At 38.7% G+C, this 17,641-nt stretch carries 15 protein-coding genes; 6 read left to right on the top strand and 9 right to left on the bottom strand.

What is annotated here, in order from left to right; all coding sequences use genetic code 11:
• Nucleotides 1–113: 113 nt before the first annotated feature.
• From tyrS to D7322_RS10500, 4 genes are all read right to left on the bottom strand, one after another.
• Nucleotides 114–1,316, bottom strand: coding sequence for a tyrosine--tRNA ligase (gene tyrS / locus D7322_RS10485; RefSeq protein WP_121123943.1), 1,203 nt, complete (start codon nt 1,314–1,316; stop codon nt 114–116).
• A 317-nt stretch (nt 1,317–1,633) separates the two neighbouring features.
• Nucleotides 1,634–2,503 (bottom strand): hypothetical protein, encoded by an 870-nt coding sequence (locus D7322_RS10490; protein ID WP_121123945.1) that lies wholly within the window; start codon nt 2,501–2,503, stop codon nt 1,634–1,636.
• Nucleotides 2,504–2,680: 177 nt separating this feature from the next.
• Nucleotides 2,681–3,100, bottom strand: coding sequence for an SH3 domain-containing protein (locus tag D7322_RS10495; RefSeq protein WP_120260658.1), 420 nt, complete (start codon nt 3,098–3,100; stop codon nt 2,681–2,683).
• Nucleotides 3,101–3,113: 13 nt separating this feature from the next.
• Entirely contained in the window at nt 3,114–3,620 is a 507-nt protein-coding gene (locus D7322_RS10500; RefSeq protein ID WP_121123948.1) for a BON domain-containing protein, read from the bottom strand.
• Nucleotides 3,621–3,803: 183 nt separating this feature from the next.
• Here D7322_RS10500 and D7322_RS10505 point away from each other — a divergent pair, with 183 nt between their 5' ends.
• Nucleotides 3,804–4,907, top strand: a complete 1,104-nt coding sequence (locus tag D7322_RS10505) for a DUF695 domain-containing protein (RefSeq protein WP_121123950.1) — start codon at nt 3,804–3,806, stop codon at nt 4,905–4,907.
• Nucleotides 4,908–5,061: 154 nt separating this feature from the next.
• Here D7322_RS10505 and D7322_RS10510 read toward each other — a convergent pair whose 3' ends face one another.
• On the bottom strand, nt 5,062–6,570 hold the full coding sequence (locus D7322_RS10510) for a hypothetical protein (protein WP_121123952.1): 1,509 nt from the start codon (nt 6,568–6,570) through the stop codon (nt 5,062–5,064).
• A gap of 159 nt (nt 6,571–6,729) precedes the next feature.
• On the opposite strand from D7322_RS10510, the gene yiaA reads away from it, so the two are divergent.
• On the top strand, nt 6,730–7,179 hold the full coding sequence (yiaA, locus tag D7322_RS10515) for an inner membrane protein YiaA (protein ID WP_245971313.1): 450 nt from the start codon (nt 6,730–6,732) through the stop codon (nt 7,177–7,179).
• A gap of 436 nt (nt 7,180–7,615) precedes the next feature.
• On the opposite strand, the gene D7322_RS10520 is transcribed toward yiaA, so the two are convergent.
• Entirely contained in the window at nt 7,616–9,343 is a 1,728-nt protein-coding gene (locus D7322_RS10520; protein ID WP_121123956.1) for a sensor histidine kinase, read from the bottom strand.
• Nucleotides 9,343–10,680 carry a sigma-54-dependent transcriptional regulator gene (locus tag D7322_RS10525; protein ID WP_121123958.1) on the bottom strand — a complete coding sequence of 446 codons (1,338 nt, stop codon included), beginning with the start codon at nt 10,678–10,680 and terminating at the stop codon, nt 9,343–9,345. Before D7322_RS10525 ends, D7322_RS10520 begins: the two co-directional genes overlap by 1 nt.
• Before the next feature lie 270 nt (nt 10,681–10,950).
• On the opposite strand from D7322_RS10525, the gene D7322_RS10530 reads away from it, so the two are divergent.
• The 3 genes from D7322_RS10530 (at nt 10,951) to D7322_RS10540 (ending at nt 15,224) form a co-directional block, all read left to right on the top strand.
• Entirely contained in the window at nt 10,951–12,543 is a 1,593-nt protein-coding gene (locus D7322_RS10530) for an ABC-F family ATP-binding cassette domain-containing protein (protein ID WP_121123960.1), read from the top strand.
• Between the two features lie 305 nt (nt 12,544–12,848).
• A complete protein-coding gene (locus tag D7322_RS10535; protein ID WP_121123962.1) occupies nt 12,849–14,585 on the top strand; it encodes a GMC family oxidoreductase in 1,737 nt (578 codons plus the stop codon).
• 3 nt (nt 14,586–14,588) lie between these two features.
• Nucleotides 14,589–15,224 carry a gluconate 2-dehydrogenase subunit 3 family protein gene (locus D7322_RS10540; protein ID WP_121123964.1) on the top strand — a complete coding sequence of 212 codons (636 nt, stop codon included), beginning with the start codon at nt 14,589–14,591 and terminating at the stop codon, nt 15,222–15,224.
• An 83-nt stretch (nt 15,225–15,307) separates the two neighbouring features.
• Here D7322_RS10540 and D7322_RS10545 read toward each other — a convergent pair whose 3' ends face one another.
• Nucleotides 15,308–16,186 carry an OmpA/MotB family protein gene (locus D7322_RS10545; protein WP_121123966.1) on the bottom strand — a complete coding sequence of 293 codons (879 nt, stop codon included), beginning with the start codon at nt 16,184–16,186 and terminating at the stop codon, nt 15,308–15,310.
• A gap of 102 nt (nt 16,187–16,288) precedes the next feature.
• The gene (locus tag D7322_RS10550) at nt 16,289–16,813 is read right to left on the bottom strand and encodes a hypothetical protein (protein ID WP_121123967.1); all 525 of its coding nucleotides are present in this window, start codon (nt 16,811–16,813) and stop codon (nt 16,289–16,291) included.
• 428 nt (nt 16,814–17,241) lie between these two features.
• Between D7322_RS10550 and D7322_RS10555 the strand changes: the two genes are divergently transcribed.
• Nucleotides 17,242–17,616: a hypothetical protein gene (locus D7322_RS10555; protein WP_108633030.1), complete on the top strand. Its 375-nt coding sequence runs from the start codon at nt 17,242–17,244 to the stop codon at nt 17,614–17,616.
• Nucleotides 17,617–17,641: the final 25 nt, after the last annotated feature.

Here is a 17,641-nt window from a genome sequence, read left to right on the forward strand (position 1 = left end):
AAAGTGCGAGACTTTGTATGAAGGTAGGAAATATTTATGGTTCCCAAAAGACCAACCTTACATTCCCTCACTTTTTTACAAAATATATTAAAGGTATGACTCATAAAACCTTCCTAAACAAATCTAAAAAAACTTCTTTTTCCTAATTTAATTCTAAAACCAGTTTCCAAGTCAACGGGCATATCAGGATCCAGACATTTGTTCGAATCAATCTGTACTGCCCCCTCAGCAATTAGTCTGCGCAGAGCGGACTTGCTCAGATCTTTCTTTAAAAAGTGACAAAGGTCGACGAGTTTTGCAACAGAACCCAATTGCGCATGAACATGTTGCAACGATACCTCTTCAAAACTTTTATTATCGAATGATTTTTGCTGGAACTGTTTAGCAAAAAAATCCAATGCATTTGCAGCTGCCCGCGGATCATGATATTGAGCCACAAGATTATATGCAATAAGCTTTTTGACTTCCATCGGGTTTTCGCCTATTTCCATCCGTGATTTTAGTTCCTTCTTTTCCGCCGGGGTAAAGTCTGTCGTTAGGTCAATATAATCTGGGATTAAGCCATCGGGAATAGACATCGCTTTGCCAAACATTTCATTCGGTTCATCCAACAGCCCAATGGTATTGTGCAGCGATTTGCTCATTTTCTCTTTGCCGTCCAATCCTCTGAGCAGCGGCATACATAAGACAAGCTGAGGATCGAGATTAAAAGATTCCTGAAGCTGGCGCCCCATTGTACAATTAAACAATTGATCTGTTCCCCCCATTTCAATATCGCTTTTGATATGTACGGAATCAAACCCCTGCAATATTGGATAGATAAGTTCATGCATGGCGATCGGCTGATTGTCTGTAAAGCGCTTATGAAAATCATGCCGCTGCATAAGCTGCGCGACCGTCACTTTTGAAACAAGCTGAATAACCTCCGCAAAATCCAATTGATCCAACCAATCACCATTAAAGACAACTTTTGTCTTCGACATATCGATAATTTTGGCTAACTGTGCGATATAAGTAGCGGCATTGTCAGCTATTTTTTCCTGACTCAAGGGTTGGCGCGCTTTATTTTTGCCTGTTGGATCCCCTATACGCGCGGTAAAACTCCCAACCAAAACGACGATTTGATGGCCCAGTTCCTGAAATTGCTTAAGCTTTTTCAACACCACAGCATGCCCCAAATGAAGGTCTGGAGCCGTAGGATCAAACCCCAGTTTAATAATCAGCGGACGCCGAGTTTCTTTGGATCGTTGCAACTTGGACCTCAGCCCATCCTTTGGCAACATAATTTCAATGTTTTCTTCTAAATCTGTTAACATAATGCTATAAAAACAAAAAAGCCCGAACGTTATGTTCGGGCTTAGCTATATAAATAATTAAATTTTCTAAATTTTAATAGGCATAAGGTTCCCGAACTACTATCGGGAGATAATAATTAAAGAAAAATGGAAGACGTAATATGTTGTTCATTTTCTTCATTGCCAAGGCAAATGTAATGTTATAATTTCAATATTCAAAAAAGCCACGATAATTTAGTAATACCATCCCCTCTTATTCAATACCACATAATATCTGACTCCAATCAGCTCTTATCAGCCGCCCAATTACACCCTATCCTCTCCTATTAAAAACTCAACTACACGTTATTCTCATCTCCTTTTTTCGATCCACTGCCATTGCTTTTCTCCAGTAATTTACCCTCGGCATTATATACATATCTCTCAACTCGGCCATTTCGTTTTTTCTCAACAATTTTCTTCAATAATAATTGGTTCTTAAAATATTCCCTATAGCTCGAACCATTGGATTTGTACAGACGCTCGACAAGATTATTATGCTGATATAAGTCGGTATAATTGACGTTATCTTTTTTATAGGTATGTTTAAGCAGTTGGCCGTTCCTATTGAAAGACTTCGATTCGACGACCTGACCGACACAATCCAACTTCGCTTTATAAAGTAACTTGTTATCCAGGCCATACTCCGATTTACTGTGGTCAAACTCATTTTCAATGGTATAGTAGCTGTCAAAAAAAGTCTTTAATACTTTCTTCTTCCCGATATTAGGTTGATAAATCACGATCTTTTCCTGACTGATTTTACCGTTTCGGAAATCACGCTGTACACTTGAAGTATCCGTAATTGTATACTGAAAATCCAATGTCGCATCAGTCTGCACATCCATTTGCTGCATTACACCATGCCTGACCTGAACCACAGCACGCTTTCCCTCCTTTTCAATCTTAAAATTTCCATCCACTAAACCATCTTTGTTGACCGCAATAAAGGCATTAGAGGGGCCCATAAATTGATTTTGCTGCACAATATATTTTCCCTGCTTCAATTTAGTGACTTGTCCTTTTTCAACGATGTTAATAGTGTCTTTTGGAGATTCTGATAAATGTAACTGATACCTGTCTTTATCCAATCGGACATACTCCTGAGCTACGGCTATTTGTCCCAACAAAGCAATACATGGGAACAAGAAAAATTTCAATTTCGACATATTGTAATAAATTTGTTGCAAAACATATATTACAATTATTACACCAAAAAACCACAAGTCCACATGAAACTAGATTCAAACAGGGAATATAAAGCACTAACACGACAGCATAAAGACAAAAAAAGGAGAAATATCCTTAGATAGATCTCCTCATGTTTTATTCAGGGACTGATTGTATTAGACAGACTCAAGGTATTGCGCATAGCAATACCCTTCTTCATTATCGTTGGTGCGCACTAACCACCATTGCTCATTAGCTTTGCTGATCAATGTGATAATTTCACCCTTCGCTGCTTTTCCTACAATAGGCTGGTCAGTTCCGGGGCCTTTTCGAATATTTAAGTTGCTATTCTCGGTGATTACCTTTACCTGGCTTCCGGGCACTTCTGTAGCCACATCAACATTTAAGACAACATCACCGGTCTGGAAGTTGGGATCTATATTTCCATAAATTTCCCACAATTTATTTTTCACATCAGCGGTCGGTGCAGTACCCCTAATCTGAAGCACACCATCCATTTCAGCGTAATTCAGATCATTAACTCCTGAAGATTGCGCAGTATCCAAAAGAACTTTATATTTTTCTTGTAATGACATAATTTTTGCTATTTTATTTTTTTACAACAATACCACTCAAATCCACTTTTTTTGGATTTAGATTATCCAAACCTTGTTTCAACGTAACAATCTTTGCCTGTTCCAACGTTCCTGTTACCGAAATAATTCCATCTTTAACACTCGCCTGAACGGATGGAAAATCTTTCATAAACGTATTTACAGCTGCACCAAGTGTAGCATCATTATTTGATACTGTAATGGGTGCCGGTGTTGTTGCAACAGGAGCACTCACAACAATATCATTTTGAATAGATTTGACATCCTTATCTCCCGCCGTTTTTGCGATCGATTCAATTTGTTGCTTTTCTTCCTCTGACGCTACAGTCCCGCTAAGGATTACTTTTCCTTTTTCCACCTCAACATCAATAGTCTTACGTCCCGTAAGTGCATTTTCGATCTTTTCCTCTAATTTATCATCCGATAACCCCGATTTACATGCAGAAAAAGAAAGTACTGCAGATGTTGCCAAAAGGCAAAATGTTAATTTGTTAAATTTCATATGCTCAAGATTAATTTATAATTTCCAACAATATCCTTAACAAACTGCTCGATCAATTGTTTGTCAGATAATTTTTAAACAGCAAATCCCTTGTTGGATCCTAATTATATCATTAATTTTAAAAAGCAAAGATGTAATAGTTTTTACATACGATATAAGGATTCAATCGAATAAATAGGAATTATGGGATTTTTGAACAATATTTTTGGTAAGAAAGAAAATAAAAAAGATGGTATACAGGAGTTCTGGATTTGGTTTACAAAAAACGAGCAGGCTTTTTTCCAAACAGTAAAAAATAGTGATAATATTGATCAGAATTTTTTCAGCAAACTTTCTCCAAGAATTGACGCCCTCCGAAAAGAGCTCTATTTTTTAACAGGAATGTATAACGATAATACAGCTGAACTTGTCATTACTCCTGATGGCGTTGTAAAAAATATCGCATTTGTTGAGGCCTTAATAGATGCAGCGCCTCCCCTTCCAAACTGGAAATTCACGGCTTTAAAACCGGCAATCGAAGATATGGAGAAATTCAAAATAAAAATGTATGGATTTTCCTTTGATATTAACACCATGTATTTTTACCCCATCGAACATAGATACCGTCCCGATGATGTCGATATTATTATTGTCCATCCCGATTATACGGAGGAAAACAAAGCTAACATCGCTCATGGCGTTGAAATCTTCTTGGATAATTATATCGGCGAGCTAAATTCAATCATCACCATTGACAACTTAAATGTCACGTCAAGCCAACAAGCAACTGGAGAGCTCATCCCGCTGATCAAATTAAAAGACTATTTAATATGGCGGGAAAAAGAATTTATTGAAAAATATACAGATATAAGACACGAAACCGAAAATGATTCCTACGCTGCTTTTGAGGGTGTCTTGGAAAATGACCGGCCTATTTTAGCCATAATAAACACGACACTATTGGACTGGGACGGAAAGGCCTCACATCCTTGGATCGCAACATTACGGATCAATTATGACGGAACTGCCACAAACGGCATGCCTGACCAGAAAACATACGACTTAATGGATAAATTTGAGGATGAACTCATGGTTAGTCTTCCACATGATATTGGCTACCTTAATATTGGCCGGGAAACAGCGGACAATTTAAGGGAAGTTTATCTCGCTTGCACGGAATTTAGAAAATCCTCCCAAACGATAGATCAGCTAATAACACAATATCAAAATCAGCTCCAGATAGACTATACAATCTATAAAGATAAATATTGGAAATCATTTGAGCGATTTAACAGAACAGTGGAATAACGATATAAACTGCCAAAAATGGATAAACATCCCTTTATGAACAGGTTGCTTCCATATGTTTGATCCAGGGCTGTACGATGGTGAATGTAAAATTCTACGAAAGATTGCAAGCCGTTATTGACCTTTCTCCAAAAGAGATCATCTTGACTATTTATTATTGATCTTTTTTCAATTTCAATGTTCCGGTCAGATGCAATAAAGCTTGATAAGGACTTTCCGATGTGATCAGTGATTTTAACCAGGCAATAAATCCCAGCACAAATAAATCTTGATTTTCGACATCTTGGGCCATGCTGTCAATGGCGGCGATAAAAGCTTTATTTTTCACCATCGCCGGGTTTTTAAGATACTTTTCAACCAGTCTTAAAAAATGAACAACGCGACCCTCCCGCACGGTTTCGAGGTATTTTTTGTACCGACGTCTAAAGCTTTTCACGCGTGAAATTGCTAGATCAATATCCCCAAATTGAATATGGATCAATATCTCCAGCAAGCTCTTTCGGATCGTCCAGAGCATACCCATTTTCTTCTCATACCAAGCATCCGTTCGAATCATTTTCCTTAATTCCGTCAATGCTAGTTTATCTTGAAATTGCGTCAAAAACATAACCAGACATAATTGTAAGTCGGCCAGATCAGCCTCATTTGACTTCAATGTTGATTGTTGGATCCCAAGTCTTAAAATAGCAAGGGCCTGTGACCCTTCGCCCATATAATGGTAGTTTAAGGCCTTTAGTAAATAATAACGCAAATGAAATTGAGCACGAAGCACTGTCCCCGGACGACAGCCTGCAATCAACTGTTCTAAATACGCTAGACTTTCATCAAATAGCTTATTCCGTAAGTTGAAATTAGCGAGGTAATAAAGGATATGCAGGTAGTAAAACGAGTGATGCACTGAATTTGCCTTTTGCCTTGTTATAAATTCATCACTTGTTTTCAAAAATGACCGAACCAAGGCATAATTCTGATGTATCGTAGCATATTCATTGGCGATAAACAATAGCTGATAAAGCGACTTAAAAGACAATAATTCGTGTAATGAAATATCATATTTACCGATTGTATCAAGCACCAATTTATTCAGATCTACAATCTTCCCCTTTAAATGAATGTCCTGCAATTCGACCCTGAGAAATGCATAAGCAATTTGAAATTTTGCTTCCTGCTGCATTTTATGCTGGTTTACCCTAAAACGATCCACCAATAGTTCTAATTCAGGATGAGATTCCAGATAGGCATATTGCAACCTAACTTGTAGGATTTCATTGAGCAGACTAAACTGCTCCAGAAGTAAAGCCTTTTGTTCGGCCCGTTGAAGGCATTTAAACCCAGGTTTTATCAAATCATTCTCCAACAAAAAACGTCCAACAATAAGCAGTCTCAGGGCTTCATGCGCCTCACTGTTATCTCGTTCAAAGGTTTTATTTGAAATAAACAATAGTAGACTATCATGTAATCTTTTCCTTAATGCATGATAAGCGTCTTTATTTTTTGAAGATCCATAGAGTTTTTTTAATCTATTTATATCATCAGTTTCTAAAATTTCTAGCAATCTGATATTCTTGACATCATTCCGCTTATTTTTCTTTTTCAGGAAGCTTTTAAAGTCCTTAATATCATCATTATCTAATACACTAATAAGCTCTACAATTGAATCCATATCGTCAAATTTAGCAGAAAATCAAATTTAATAAATAAAAATATATCATCAGTATTTTCAACAAATTGATTTTATATCCTATTGAATACTCCTGATATTTGAATCAACAAATAACAAAAACAACAATAAAAAATAAAAATTATGGAACCGCTAAAAAACATGATTGAAGAAAAAATTTCGAAAAAGGATTCAAACACAAGAAATCCGTTCAAACCGACAGGAGCGTTCATTGGCGCATCGTGGACCGCTTTGCTGGTTGGAACTATTGGTTACTGCATCGGGCTATGGAATGCCTCAATGGCATTAAATGAAAAGGGATATTATTTTACCATCCTATTGTTTGCCTTATTTGCAGTTATCTCTGTTCAGAAAAGTGTTAGAGATAAAGCCGAAGGACTTGCCGTAACTGAACTTTATTACGGCTTAAGTTGGTTTGCAACCATTGCCGCCGTAGTCTTACTTGTGGTGGGATTATGGAACGCTGATTTGCTGCTAAGCGAAAAAGGGTTTTACGCCATGTCTTTTTCATTAAGTATATTCTCGGCGATTGCCGTTCAGAAAAACACACGGGATGCCAAGCTTTTTGACGATAATGAAATAAAACTTTAGCGGTTGCCTGTCCTGCGGCCGCTGCTTGACATGCCGCAGGATTTATTGTAGATCACTAAAGAAAGCAGAAAAGGTCATATCAAAAAAGCGATTTTTTAATAAAAAAGCAATGAGATATGGCCTTTTTCTTTGCTTATTCTCTGCTTATTTATTGGAGATCCTTTGGTTATTATAGACCGTTTCTTCGCACTTTCTAGGGACCTGGCTGGCCTCTGCTTTACTTCTAATTCGCAATTTCTTTGCTATTTCTCTGATATTTGGTTGTCGTTTCCTTGCTGTATTGACCATAAAAAAGTAATGAAAGAGTAAGTAAACGGCAATGAATGCTCTATGTTGCTCCAAGCTTGGTCGTAAAAATGACCAACCAAAAGGCCTCATAATGGAAAAAAACGCACTATTTTGAAAACAGATTTAAAGATTGATAAGGTTACGCTATTTAGGCTAAAGGGAAAAAAAATGAAAATGTGCTTCCAACGCCATACTCGCTTTCCACGTTCATACTCCCGCCCATACTTTCAATAAATTCTTTGCTAATACTCAACCCTAAACCTGTACCTTCTTTGTTTGTCCCTGGAATACGGAAATATCGTTCAAAAATTTTAGCAAGGTATTGTGGCGCGATTCCTTGCCCTGTATCCTGTACACTTATAAACACTCCCGACTCGCGCTTGCTGACTAGAATAGAAACTGAAGCCCGTTCATTGGAATACCGGATTGCATTAGACAGCAAATTTGTCAATACCCAGGCCGCTTTTTCACTATCTGCCATGATTAGCGGCAAATCTTCCGCTACTTGAACATCAACATGAATTCCTAGCTGCTCAGCCATCGACTTATTGGCCAATACAGCATATTCTACTATTGGTGCTACAGGAACTGGAATCAGCTTCATCTGAATTGCACCACTTTCTACCTGAGCCGTATTCAACAGCTCACCAGTGATACGTAACAAACGGTCTGTGTCGTCGGCAATGCTAACAAGCAATTCTTTCTGTTCGTCATTCAACGCACCGATCTGCTCATTTTCTAACAACTGGACTCCCATTCGTATTGAAGCAATCGGTGTTTTCAGCTCATGAGAAACTGTTCCGATAAAATTTGTTTTGGCGACATCACGTTCCTTGAATGTGGTTATATTCTTTAATAAGATAAACTGCCCTACAAATTTAAAATCGCTTTCTCCCGTTGGAATGATGTTAATAGGGATAATCTCTTCCTCAAAATAACTCTCCCTGCCATTGACAAACACCTTAATCGGGTCAGCATTCGTTTTCGCTCGGTGCCCGTGGGACAGCTTACCCGTTAAACAATCCACTAAATTGTTAGACAAAGCAATTTCCTGCAATTTTCTTCCCTCAAAATCAATCAGTTTCACCCCGGTAATCAGGCAGGCTTGTTGATTCGCAAAAAGTACTTTCCCCTCTTCGTCAACCCCGATAACCGCATCATGCATATTAGCTATTAATGCTTCAATCCGTTTTTTGTGAGCCAATATTTTTCCCAACTTACTTTCGGAATATTCTTCAAGCTTTTGAGCCATGGTGTTAAAGGACTGGGATACGAGACCAAATTCATCGTTTCGCTCAAAATGCAAGCGGCGGCGATAATTTCCATTGGCGATCTGCTGTATGCTCTCGGTTAATTGGGCAATTGGATTTGCGATTGTCGCAGGAAGATTAATAAGCAGCACAAAAGCAATCATAAAACAAATCGCTCCTGCCACCGATATGGCTAGAATTGCTTTTTCTGCCGTCTCATCTGCTATTTTACTTTTGTGCTCAATAGCCTCCATATTCAGATACATCAATTGAGATATATCTTTCCTTAAATCAGCAATTAAAACAAGGTTTGATGGCTGCCGTTGGAGTGCTGAAAAATGTAAACTCACACGTGCGGTAGCTTCCTTTTCGCCATTTTCGGTCATATTTTGCTGTTGCAATTTTAAGTTCTGCGCAAAAAGTTCCAAGCCGCTCAAGTCGGCATGAAGTTGCTCCAGGGCAAGCAGCATATTCCTTGAATAATGCAGTGTATTGTAGTTTGCAACTAAAATATTATTGGTATCCTGTTTTAAACGATTGATTTTCCAACCACTTAAAACGGCCAAAAACAGGATCATGAAAAATAAAAAGCCTACACCGAAAGTCAGCTTTGCCTTAAGTTTCATTATATTTTATATTCCTCAATTTTTCGATACAAGGTGGCTACACCGATCTCCAGCAAGCGTGCTGCCTCTGCTTTATTTCCATTTGTGTGCTGCAATACACGCTGAATGTGCTGACGTTCTACTGTTGTCATGGAAAAACTGGGGGATAACACATCGTTGGCTTTCGAACTATTCAATCCGAAAGGAAGACTACCGACATCAAGCTGTCCATCTTCGCTTAATATAACACTGCGCTCAATCACATTTTTTAGTTCACGGATATTTCCCCGCCATACATTTCGTTCGAGAGCAGCGACAAATTCGGCTGTCATTTGTAAAGGTTTGATATTTGATTTTAGTGCGAAAATATCGGCATAATATTGGGCTAATAACCGAATATCCTGAACACGTTCACGCAAAGGCGGTAGCTGTATCGTAAAGACCGATAATCTATAAAATAAATCGCTTCTAAAATGCTCGGCATCAATTTCAGCTTCAAGATCCCTATTGGTTGCTGCAATAATACGGACATCCACTTTTGTTGGTCTGGAATCACCTACTTTTAAAAATTCTCCTGTCTCTAGTACACGTAGAATTTTGGCCTGAAGTTCGATCGCCATCTCCCCGATCTCATCCAAAAAAATCGTCCCCAAATGCGCTTCTTCAAAGAGACCTCGCTGGTCTTTTGTTGCCCCAGTAAATGCGCCTGATTTATGTCCAAACAATTCATTTTCCAACAGATCCTTTGTGAAAGCCGCACAATTGATTGCGACAAAACTACGTTCCTTTCGCGGACTAGCTTGATGGATCGCTTGTGCGAACACCTCTTTACCTGTCCCAGTTTCCCCGGTTAAAAGCACAGTCGTATTGGTAACAGAAACTTTTTGGGCCAAAGCGATTGCAGACTTTATGGCAGCAGAGCTTCCTATAATTTTATCAAATGAGAGTCTAGCACCCAACTGCTTTTCCAACTGTCTTACCCTTCGGGCGAGCGCAACCTTCTCACAGGCCTTATAGAGCAAAGGAATAATCCTGTTGTTGTCATCACCTTTGGTAATATATTCAAATGCACCATTTTTTATTGCCTTAACTCCATCTGGAATATTACCATAGGCAGTCAATAGTATAATTTCAACAATAGGATAACGTTCCTTGATCAGTTTTGCGGTTTCCACCCCATTGCCATCGGGCAACTTAACATCACACAATACAACATCGATATCGAAAACATCAAGCTTTTTCAAGCCAGATTTAATATCAGCGGCCTCGATTACCTCGAACCCCTCCAAAGTGATAATCTTAGCGAGCAGTTTACGAAGTTTCTCCTCGTCATCTATAAGAAGTATTTTATTTACCATGTTTTTTTTCAAAATTACGATTTGTTCCACGCAAACAGCAATAATATACACTCAAAATTCAACCTATTACGCCATATTTTTGTAGCCAGGTATTAAGGAATTTGACTATAGATCAAAAACAAACTTTTGAGATCAAAAATAAAGCTGTATATTTGCAGTACCACAACTAAATAAAACTGTATGTAAGATTAAAATTCTTTAGAACGTCATCAATACCAGCGATAAATGGCTTATCGAAATGGTCAGTTTTAACATTTAAAGAATTTTAATATGATTTCATTACAACAGGTATCCTATATACATCCTAATAGAGATTTATTATTTGAAAACATAAATCTATCAATCGATTCTCAAGAGAAAATAGCATTAATTGGCAACAACGGTGTTGGTAAATCCACATTACTGCGTATGATGGCCGGAGATCTATCTCCCAGTACAGGAATCATACACAGTGATACCCGCCCCTTGTACATTCCGCAAGTTACCGGAGAGTATGACGAGTTTACTGTCGCGCAGACTTTGGGCATTGACAAAAAGCTGGAAGCATTATATGCTATCCTAAATGGCGATGCTTCGGAACAAAATTTCAATGATCTTCAAGAGGACTGGACGCTGGAAGAACGCTGTCAGGAGGCTTTCAGGTATTGGAATCTACCAGAAATTCATCTGAAAAAGAAAATGTCCGATCTCAGCGGCGGACAAAAAACTAAAATACTGTTGGCCGGTATCCAGATTCACGCTTGTGAACTTATTCTTTTGGACGAACCCAGCAATCATTTGGACTTTGACAGCAAAAAACTACTTTATCGCTGGATAGAATCTTCAAAGCAAACCATCGTTGTCGTCAGCCATGATCGAATGCTCCTCAACCTCTTGGAAGATACTTTAGAAATGACCGTGAAGGGCATCAAACGGTATGGTGGAAACTACACATTTTATGAGTCGCAAAAAGAAATAGAACGCAATGCTTTACAACAGGACATTCAGCATCAGGAAAAAGCAGTCAAAATTGCAAAAGAAAAAGAAAGAGAAACCATTGAAAGGCAAAACAGATTAAACAACCGCGGTCAAAAAAAACAGGAGAAAGCAGGCGTTGCCCGTATTATGATGAACACATTGAGGAACAATGCGGAAAAAAGCACGGCTAAAATCAAAAGTGTTCACCAAGACAAAATTGGTGACATCCAATCCAGTCTCCAAGAGCTTAGGAGTACAAAAGCTGCATTGGATGAAATCAAAATTGATTTGGGAAACAGTATTTTCCCACTCGGAAAAAGCATTATCAAAGCCACAGATATCAATTTTCAATACAATTCAACTGCGTTATGGAAGGAAAATATTGACTTACAGCTGTTCAGTGGAGACCGCGTTATTTTAAAGGGCAACAATGGTTCCGGCAAAACGACATTAGTTAGATTGCTCTTAGGCCGACTGACTCCTACGCAAGGTCAAATTGAACGACATACCTTTACCGCCATCTACCTCGACCAAGAGTATTCACTTATCGATCCGCAGCTGAGCGTTTATGAACAAGCTCAAAATTACAATACGGAATCCTTACCGGAACACGAAATCAAAATTAGACTCAACCGTTTTCTATTCGGGAAAGATGACTGGGACAAATCTTGTAAATTTCTAAGTGGCGGCGAGAAAATGCGTCTGATCCTGTGCTGCCTAACAATTAAACAGCAGGCCCCGGATCTGATCGTATTGGATGAACCTACCAATAATTTAGATATCCAAAATATTCGTGTACTTACACATGCAATCCAAGGTTACAAGGGTACACTGCTTGTTATTTCACATGATGAAATATTTCAGCAAGAGATTGGAATAGATAGCACAATCAACTTAAAAAATTAAGTCAAATCAAGCGGTAACCGATATTTCTTATGCAAGTAATGTCGGTACCATTTTACTCTGGGCACCCACATCATGCTCGTTTCATTCAAATAATCAACTCGACATTTGTAACAATCTTCTATTCTTTATTTGGAAACTTGCTAAAACGATAAATTAAATTTAAAAAAAATAAAATTTTATCAATATATTCACGATGATTTTAAACATGAAACAATAACCATCAATTAATTGAACCGTCCCATAGATAACTAAATCGCTCAAGAAATGTATCTCATCGGGTATTCAATTAATTACTCAATTTAATTATGTCAAATTATCAAATTAAAGAAAATCCCGAATTGTTTGACGCGATCGTAGTCGGCTCCGGTGCCGGAGGAGGTATGGCCGGATATATCCTGGCGCATGCGGGTCTCAAAGTATTGATGCTGGAGGCCGGTCCCTTTTATGATCCAGCAAAAGATTCGTTACAGTTACGTTGGCCATGGGAGTCCCCACGTAGAGGAGCCGGTACCACACGGCCTTTTGGCGATTTCGACGCTGCCTTTGGCGGTTGGCAACTTGAGGGCGAGCCTTACAGTAAAGTAAATGGAACCGAGTTTGAATGGTTCAGAGCAAGAATGCTAGGCGGCCGAACAAATCACTGGGGACGTATATCTTTGCGGATGGGACCTGACGATTTTAAACCGAAAGATGGGGTCACGGATGAATGGCCGATCACTTATGATGAAGTGAAACCATTTTATGATCGCGTAGATCGTATGATCGGTATTTATGGAACAGCGGAGGGCATACATAACGAACCTGACGGTATTTTTATGAAACCTCCAAAACCTCGACTCAACGAATTATATATTGCAAAAGGCGCCAAGAAAGCCGGTGTACCTGTCATTCCGGGGCGCGGTGCGGTACTGACCGAAGTCTCCAAAGACATTAAAGACAGAGGTACTTGTTTCTATTGCGGGCAATGCGGTCGCGCATGTAAAGTATATGGAGATTTTTCATCATCATCTTGCCTAGTGATTCCGGCAATGAAAACCGGGAATCTAAAAGTCATCGATAATGCAATGGTTAGGGAAGTATTGACCAACGATGAGGGCTTGGCTACTGGAGTTTCCTATGTTGACACAAAAGATTTACAAGAATATACCGTAAAAGGAAAAACGGTTATTCTGGGCGCGAGTGCCTGCGAAAGCGCCCGGATCATGCTAAATTCAAAATCGAAATCGCACCCGGGCGGTGTGGGCAATAGCAGTGGCTTAGTCGGCCGATATCTTCATGATTCGACAGGAGCCAGCCTGTCTGGATATTTACCCCAACTTCTCGATCGTAAGAGATATAACGAAGACGGGGTGGGCAGTGTCCATATCTATTCACCATGGTGGGAAGACAACGCAAAACTGAACTTCCCAAGAGGTTATCATATCGAATATGGCGGTGGTTTGCATATGCCATCCTATGGCTTTTTAAACTGGGTACCAAACGTAAATGATGCCGGAAAAGGTGCCAATGGAAAAACAAAAGCGAAAGGCGGATATGGCACAGCACTGAAAGAAGATTTCCGCAGCTACTATGGTGCAAATGTTGGCATGGCAGGTCGCGGTACAGCATTGGCAAGAAAAGATAATTACTGTGAAATTGATCCTAACCAAGTTGATAAATTTGGCATCCCGGTACTCCGCTTTAATTACAAATGGGCAAATGAAGAAATAGCGCAGGCCAAACACATGCAAGAAACATTTCAATCCATTATGCATGAAATGGGTGCTGTCATTACGTCAAAAATTCCGGGTGCAGATACCTTATACGGTTTGGAAGCCCCAGGAAAAATTATTCACGAAGGGGGCACAACCCGAATGGGCAACGATCCTAAAACGTCAGTATTAAACAAATGGGGACAAGCCCATGACTGTAAAAATCTCTATGTAGTGGACGCCGGTCCATTTGTACAACAAGGTGATAAAAATCTCACATGGACAATTCTGGCTCTATCAATGCGCACGGCAGAGTACATATTACAGGAAAAGAAAAAATTAAATGGTTAAAGCATGAATAGAAGAGAATCTCTAAAAGCATTAGGCTTTATTGCAGCTGGATCTGGTCTTTTAACCGCAGCTTGTAATTCCAAAGACGCTAAAAACGCAACACCGGCAAATAATACGGATAAATTACCCGGTGTTCAGGATTTTGAATATGAAAGGACAGCGCAGTTAAAAGCAGAAAAGTTTTTTGATGAACATGAAATGGCAACAATTACTGTTTTAGCCGATATCATTATTCCAAAGGATAGCACATCAGGAAGCGCTTCGGAGGCAGGAGTTCCCGATTTTATCGAGTTTATCGTCAAAGATTTACCCGACAATAAAATCCCGATGCGCGGCGGTCTACGTTGGCTGGATCTTCAGTCTAAAAGACGGTATGGTAATGTATTTATAAAATGTGCCAGCAAAGATCAACTTGCACTCGTTGATGAAATTGCTTATCCTGAACTGGCAAAACCAGAAATGCAACAGGGCGCCGCGTTCTTTTCATTGATGCGCAACCTCACTTCTTCCGGATTTTATACCAGTGAAATGGGCATCAAAGATATAGGATATGCAGGCAATAAACCGGGGGTCTGGAACGGCGTTCCAGACGATGTACTGAAAGAACATGGTTTTGATCCAAGTAAATTTTTCGGATAAATAAAAAATCCTTTCCGATCTTTGGAAAGGATTTTTTATTTAAACAGTATCCCCTATGCTTCACGGAGTAATATGGGATTAACTTATTGTTCCGGTGTTACCTCAGTTGGCTCCGGAGCTTTATCAATCAATTCCATAAATTGATCCAGCTTCGGTGTAATAATAATCTGTGTCCTACGGTTGCGTTGTTTTCCAAGAGCGGTTGAATTATCTGCAATAGGATTATACTCTCCTCTACCGCCTGCTGTCAATCGCTTGGGATCCACTCCGTACTTAGTCTGTAAGGCCTGAACAACAGAAGAAGCTCTTAATGTACTTAAATCCCAGTTGTTCCGGATATTTGGTTTTGAAATGGGATCGGTATCTGTGTTACCCTCGATCAAGACTTCGTAATCTCTGTAATCCTGAATAATCTTCGCTATTTTGCTAAGCGTCATGTCAGCACGATCACTGATTTCATAACTACCAGACTTGTACAGCATATTATCTGCAAGTGATATATATACTACACCTTTTAAAACCTGAACATCAACCTCCTGTAGCTCCTCACGGCTCAGTGATCGAGTCAGGTTATTTGTCAACACCAAATTCAACGAGTCAGATTTGTTTTTTGTTTCAACAAGATGTTTGATATACTTATTGGAAGCATTGATTTCATCAACAAGTTTGGAAATATTGACATTTCCCTGTGAGTTTTGATTGATACTCTTATCCAGAGAATTTTGTAACGCAGCATAAGCCGCCTTAAGATCAGCATTATTTTGCCGTTCTGAAGCCAATTGATCTTCCAAACTCTTAATCCGTGACCGACTTTCGGCCAATTGAAGTTGGCTATCCTGATATTGTGTCTGCAAGGTTTTATACTCTGTCTGCAAACCAACATATGTTTTTTTACTGACACCACATGCCGTAAAAAGTAAACTTGCGGTCAGTATGGACATCGGAAAAACTATATTCTTCATAGCATTCTAATTTTGTAGATGTTGAATTAATTCGTCGAACTAAGATAAAGCAATATTGCAGCCAAAAAAATAGCATCCTATTGAATTAACATCCTTTAACGTCTATTGTCCAAGTTCCTTTAAATCAACGGTAGTGAATATCTGCTCCCCTTTCAGATAGGAATTGGCTCCTTTCAGGTAATTGTAAATGATTGATTTTGCTTCTTCATTTGGCAACTTATGGAGATTTTTGATAAGGAAGTTCTTATCTTCAATAATATTACCTTTATATCCCAAAAATGAAGGCGCGTGGACCTGTACACTCCATCGAATAAACCTGGCTTCAATATGAGTGGGATTATCTTTAATCAATTCTTCCAAACGCTTCTTACCCTCTTTAAACTGACCCACTTTTTTAAAGGGGTTACCCATGTGTTTAGCCATTAATATCTCATAAGCCGCCCGGTAAACTTTTTCTGTCGTGGATTTAGCACCTTCATCGAGTATCTCAAAATTCCGCTCACATAAATCCTCGTCCTTAACAGCCTCAGCATAATCTTTCCGGATCTTATCAATATTCAACTGCTGCCCCAGCCCCATCTTTGCCATTGTAAACAGAAATACGGTCAATACTATTCTTGTCATCATATTTATAAATCAGGCTATTTCAAAAAATCATTTTCCGACTTAAATTACTAAAAAAATCGAATTCAGATATTAATTTTCAATTATCATACCACAAAGCCCATAGTTTCATGTCATGAAATGACTACAATAGGCTTTTTCTCCACCAAAATTCTTTCTTAACGGATATTTTTAATGCATTTTTACAACATGAAATTAGCGTTAACAACAAGCCCGGTCTGGTTAAAAGTAAGTCTATCCGTTATTTCCGGCACCTTATTGGGATGTTTATTAGGTGAAATGATTTTCAACCTCTTAATATCGTAATTTGCGTTTGGATAGGAAAAAAAATAGCACACACACCACTTCCAAAGAAATCTTGCTTCCACCTTTGCCCAAAATAAAATTATTTTTAGTATATTGCTTATACCAATATAAATTTAAAGTGAGCTATGGAGACAAAAGCGGAGTATCAGATTTGGGACACTATAGTCAATAGTGCAAAAACTAAATTCGATTATAAGCATATTCGTGCTATGTTCAAAAAGGAGGATGACGAAATAACCGATAAATTTCTATTCCATATTATTGCAGGATTTGCCTGTGGAGAAAATCATCAAACAATCTCAACCAACTTGTTCAACGAGTTGCAAAGTATAAATTTCGAATGCAATGAGCAGCAGATCGACAAGTTTATTTCAGACAAACATGTTAAATTTAGTCCTGAGATCTATGCTACATATCTCGCGTTTTCGATGCTGGAGGATGGTGAAGATATCGATAATATCACCGAAGTCATTAACAATCTGCTACAAATAGACAAATAATATTTTTAAAGCTATCGTTTAATTT

This window comes from Sphingobacterium puteale, from assembly GCF_003627955.1.
Taxonomy (GTDB): domain Bacteria; phylum Bacteroidota; class Bacteroidia; order Sphingobacteriales; family Sphingobacteriaceae; genus Sphingobacterium; species Sphingobacterium puteale.

What these genes read in the sequence shown, in the direction of transcription:
- tyrS (WP_121123943.1), bottom strand. Translation starts at nt 1,316, where the DNA reads ATGTTAACAGATTTAGAAGAAAACATTGAAATTATGTTGCCAAAGGAT.
- D7322_RS10490 (WP_121123945.1), bottom strand. Translation starts at nt 2,503, where the DNA reads ATGTCGAAATTGAAATTTTTCTTGTTCCCATGTATTGCTTTGTTGGGA.
- D7322_RS10495 (WP_120260658.1), bottom strand. Translation starts at nt 3,100, where the DNA reads ATGTCATTACAAGAAAAATATAAAGTTCTTTTGGATACTGCGCAATCT.
- D7322_RS10500 (WP_121123948.1), bottom strand. Translation starts at nt 3,620, where the DNA reads ATGAAATTTAACAAATTAACATTTTGCCTTTTGGCAACATCTGCAGTA.
- D7322_RS10505 (WP_121123950.1), top strand. Translation starts at nt 3,804, where the DNA reads ATGGGATTTTTGAACAATATTTTTGGTAAGAAAGAAAATAAAAAAGAT.
- D7322_RS10510 (WP_121123952.1), bottom strand. Translation starts at nt 6,570, where the DNA reads ATGGATTCAATTGTAGAGCTTATTAGTGTATTAGATAATGATGATATT.
- yiaA (WP_245971313.1), top strand. Translation starts at nt 6,730, where the DNA reads ATGATTGAAGAAAAAATTTCGAAAAAGGATTCAAACACAAGAAATCCG.
- D7322_RS10520 (WP_121123956.1), bottom strand. Translation starts at nt 9,343, where the DNA reads ATGAAACTTAAGGCAAAGCTGACTTTCGGTGTAGGCTTTTTATTTTTC.
- D7322_RS10525 (WP_121123958.1), bottom strand. Translation starts at nt 10,680, where the DNA reads ATGGTAAATAAAATACTTCTTATAGATGACGAGGAGAAACTTCGTAAA.
- D7322_RS10530 (WP_121123960.1), top strand. Translation starts at nt 10,951, where the DNA reads ATGATTTCATTACAACAGGTATCCTATATACATCCTAATAGAGATTTA.
- D7322_RS10535 (WP_121123962.1), top strand. Translation starts at nt 12,849, where the DNA reads ATGTCAAATTATCAAATTAAAGAAAATCCCGAATTGTTTGACGCGATC.
- D7322_RS10540 (WP_121123964.1), top strand. Translation starts at nt 14,589, where the DNA reads ATGAATAGAAGAGAATCTCTAAAAGCATTAGGCTTTATTGCAGCTGGA.
- D7322_RS10545 (WP_121123966.1), bottom strand. Translation starts at nt 16,186, where the DNA reads ATGAAGAATATAGTTTTTCCGATGTCCATACTGACCGCAAGTTTACTT.
- D7322_RS10550 (WP_121123967.1), bottom strand. Translation starts at nt 16,813, where the DNA reads ATGATGACAAGAATAGTATTGACCGTATTTCTGTTTACAATGGCAAAG.
- D7322_RS10555 (WP_108633030.1), top strand. Translation starts at nt 17,242, where the DNA reads ATGGAGACAAAAGCGGAGTATCAGATTTGGGACACTATAGTCAATAGT.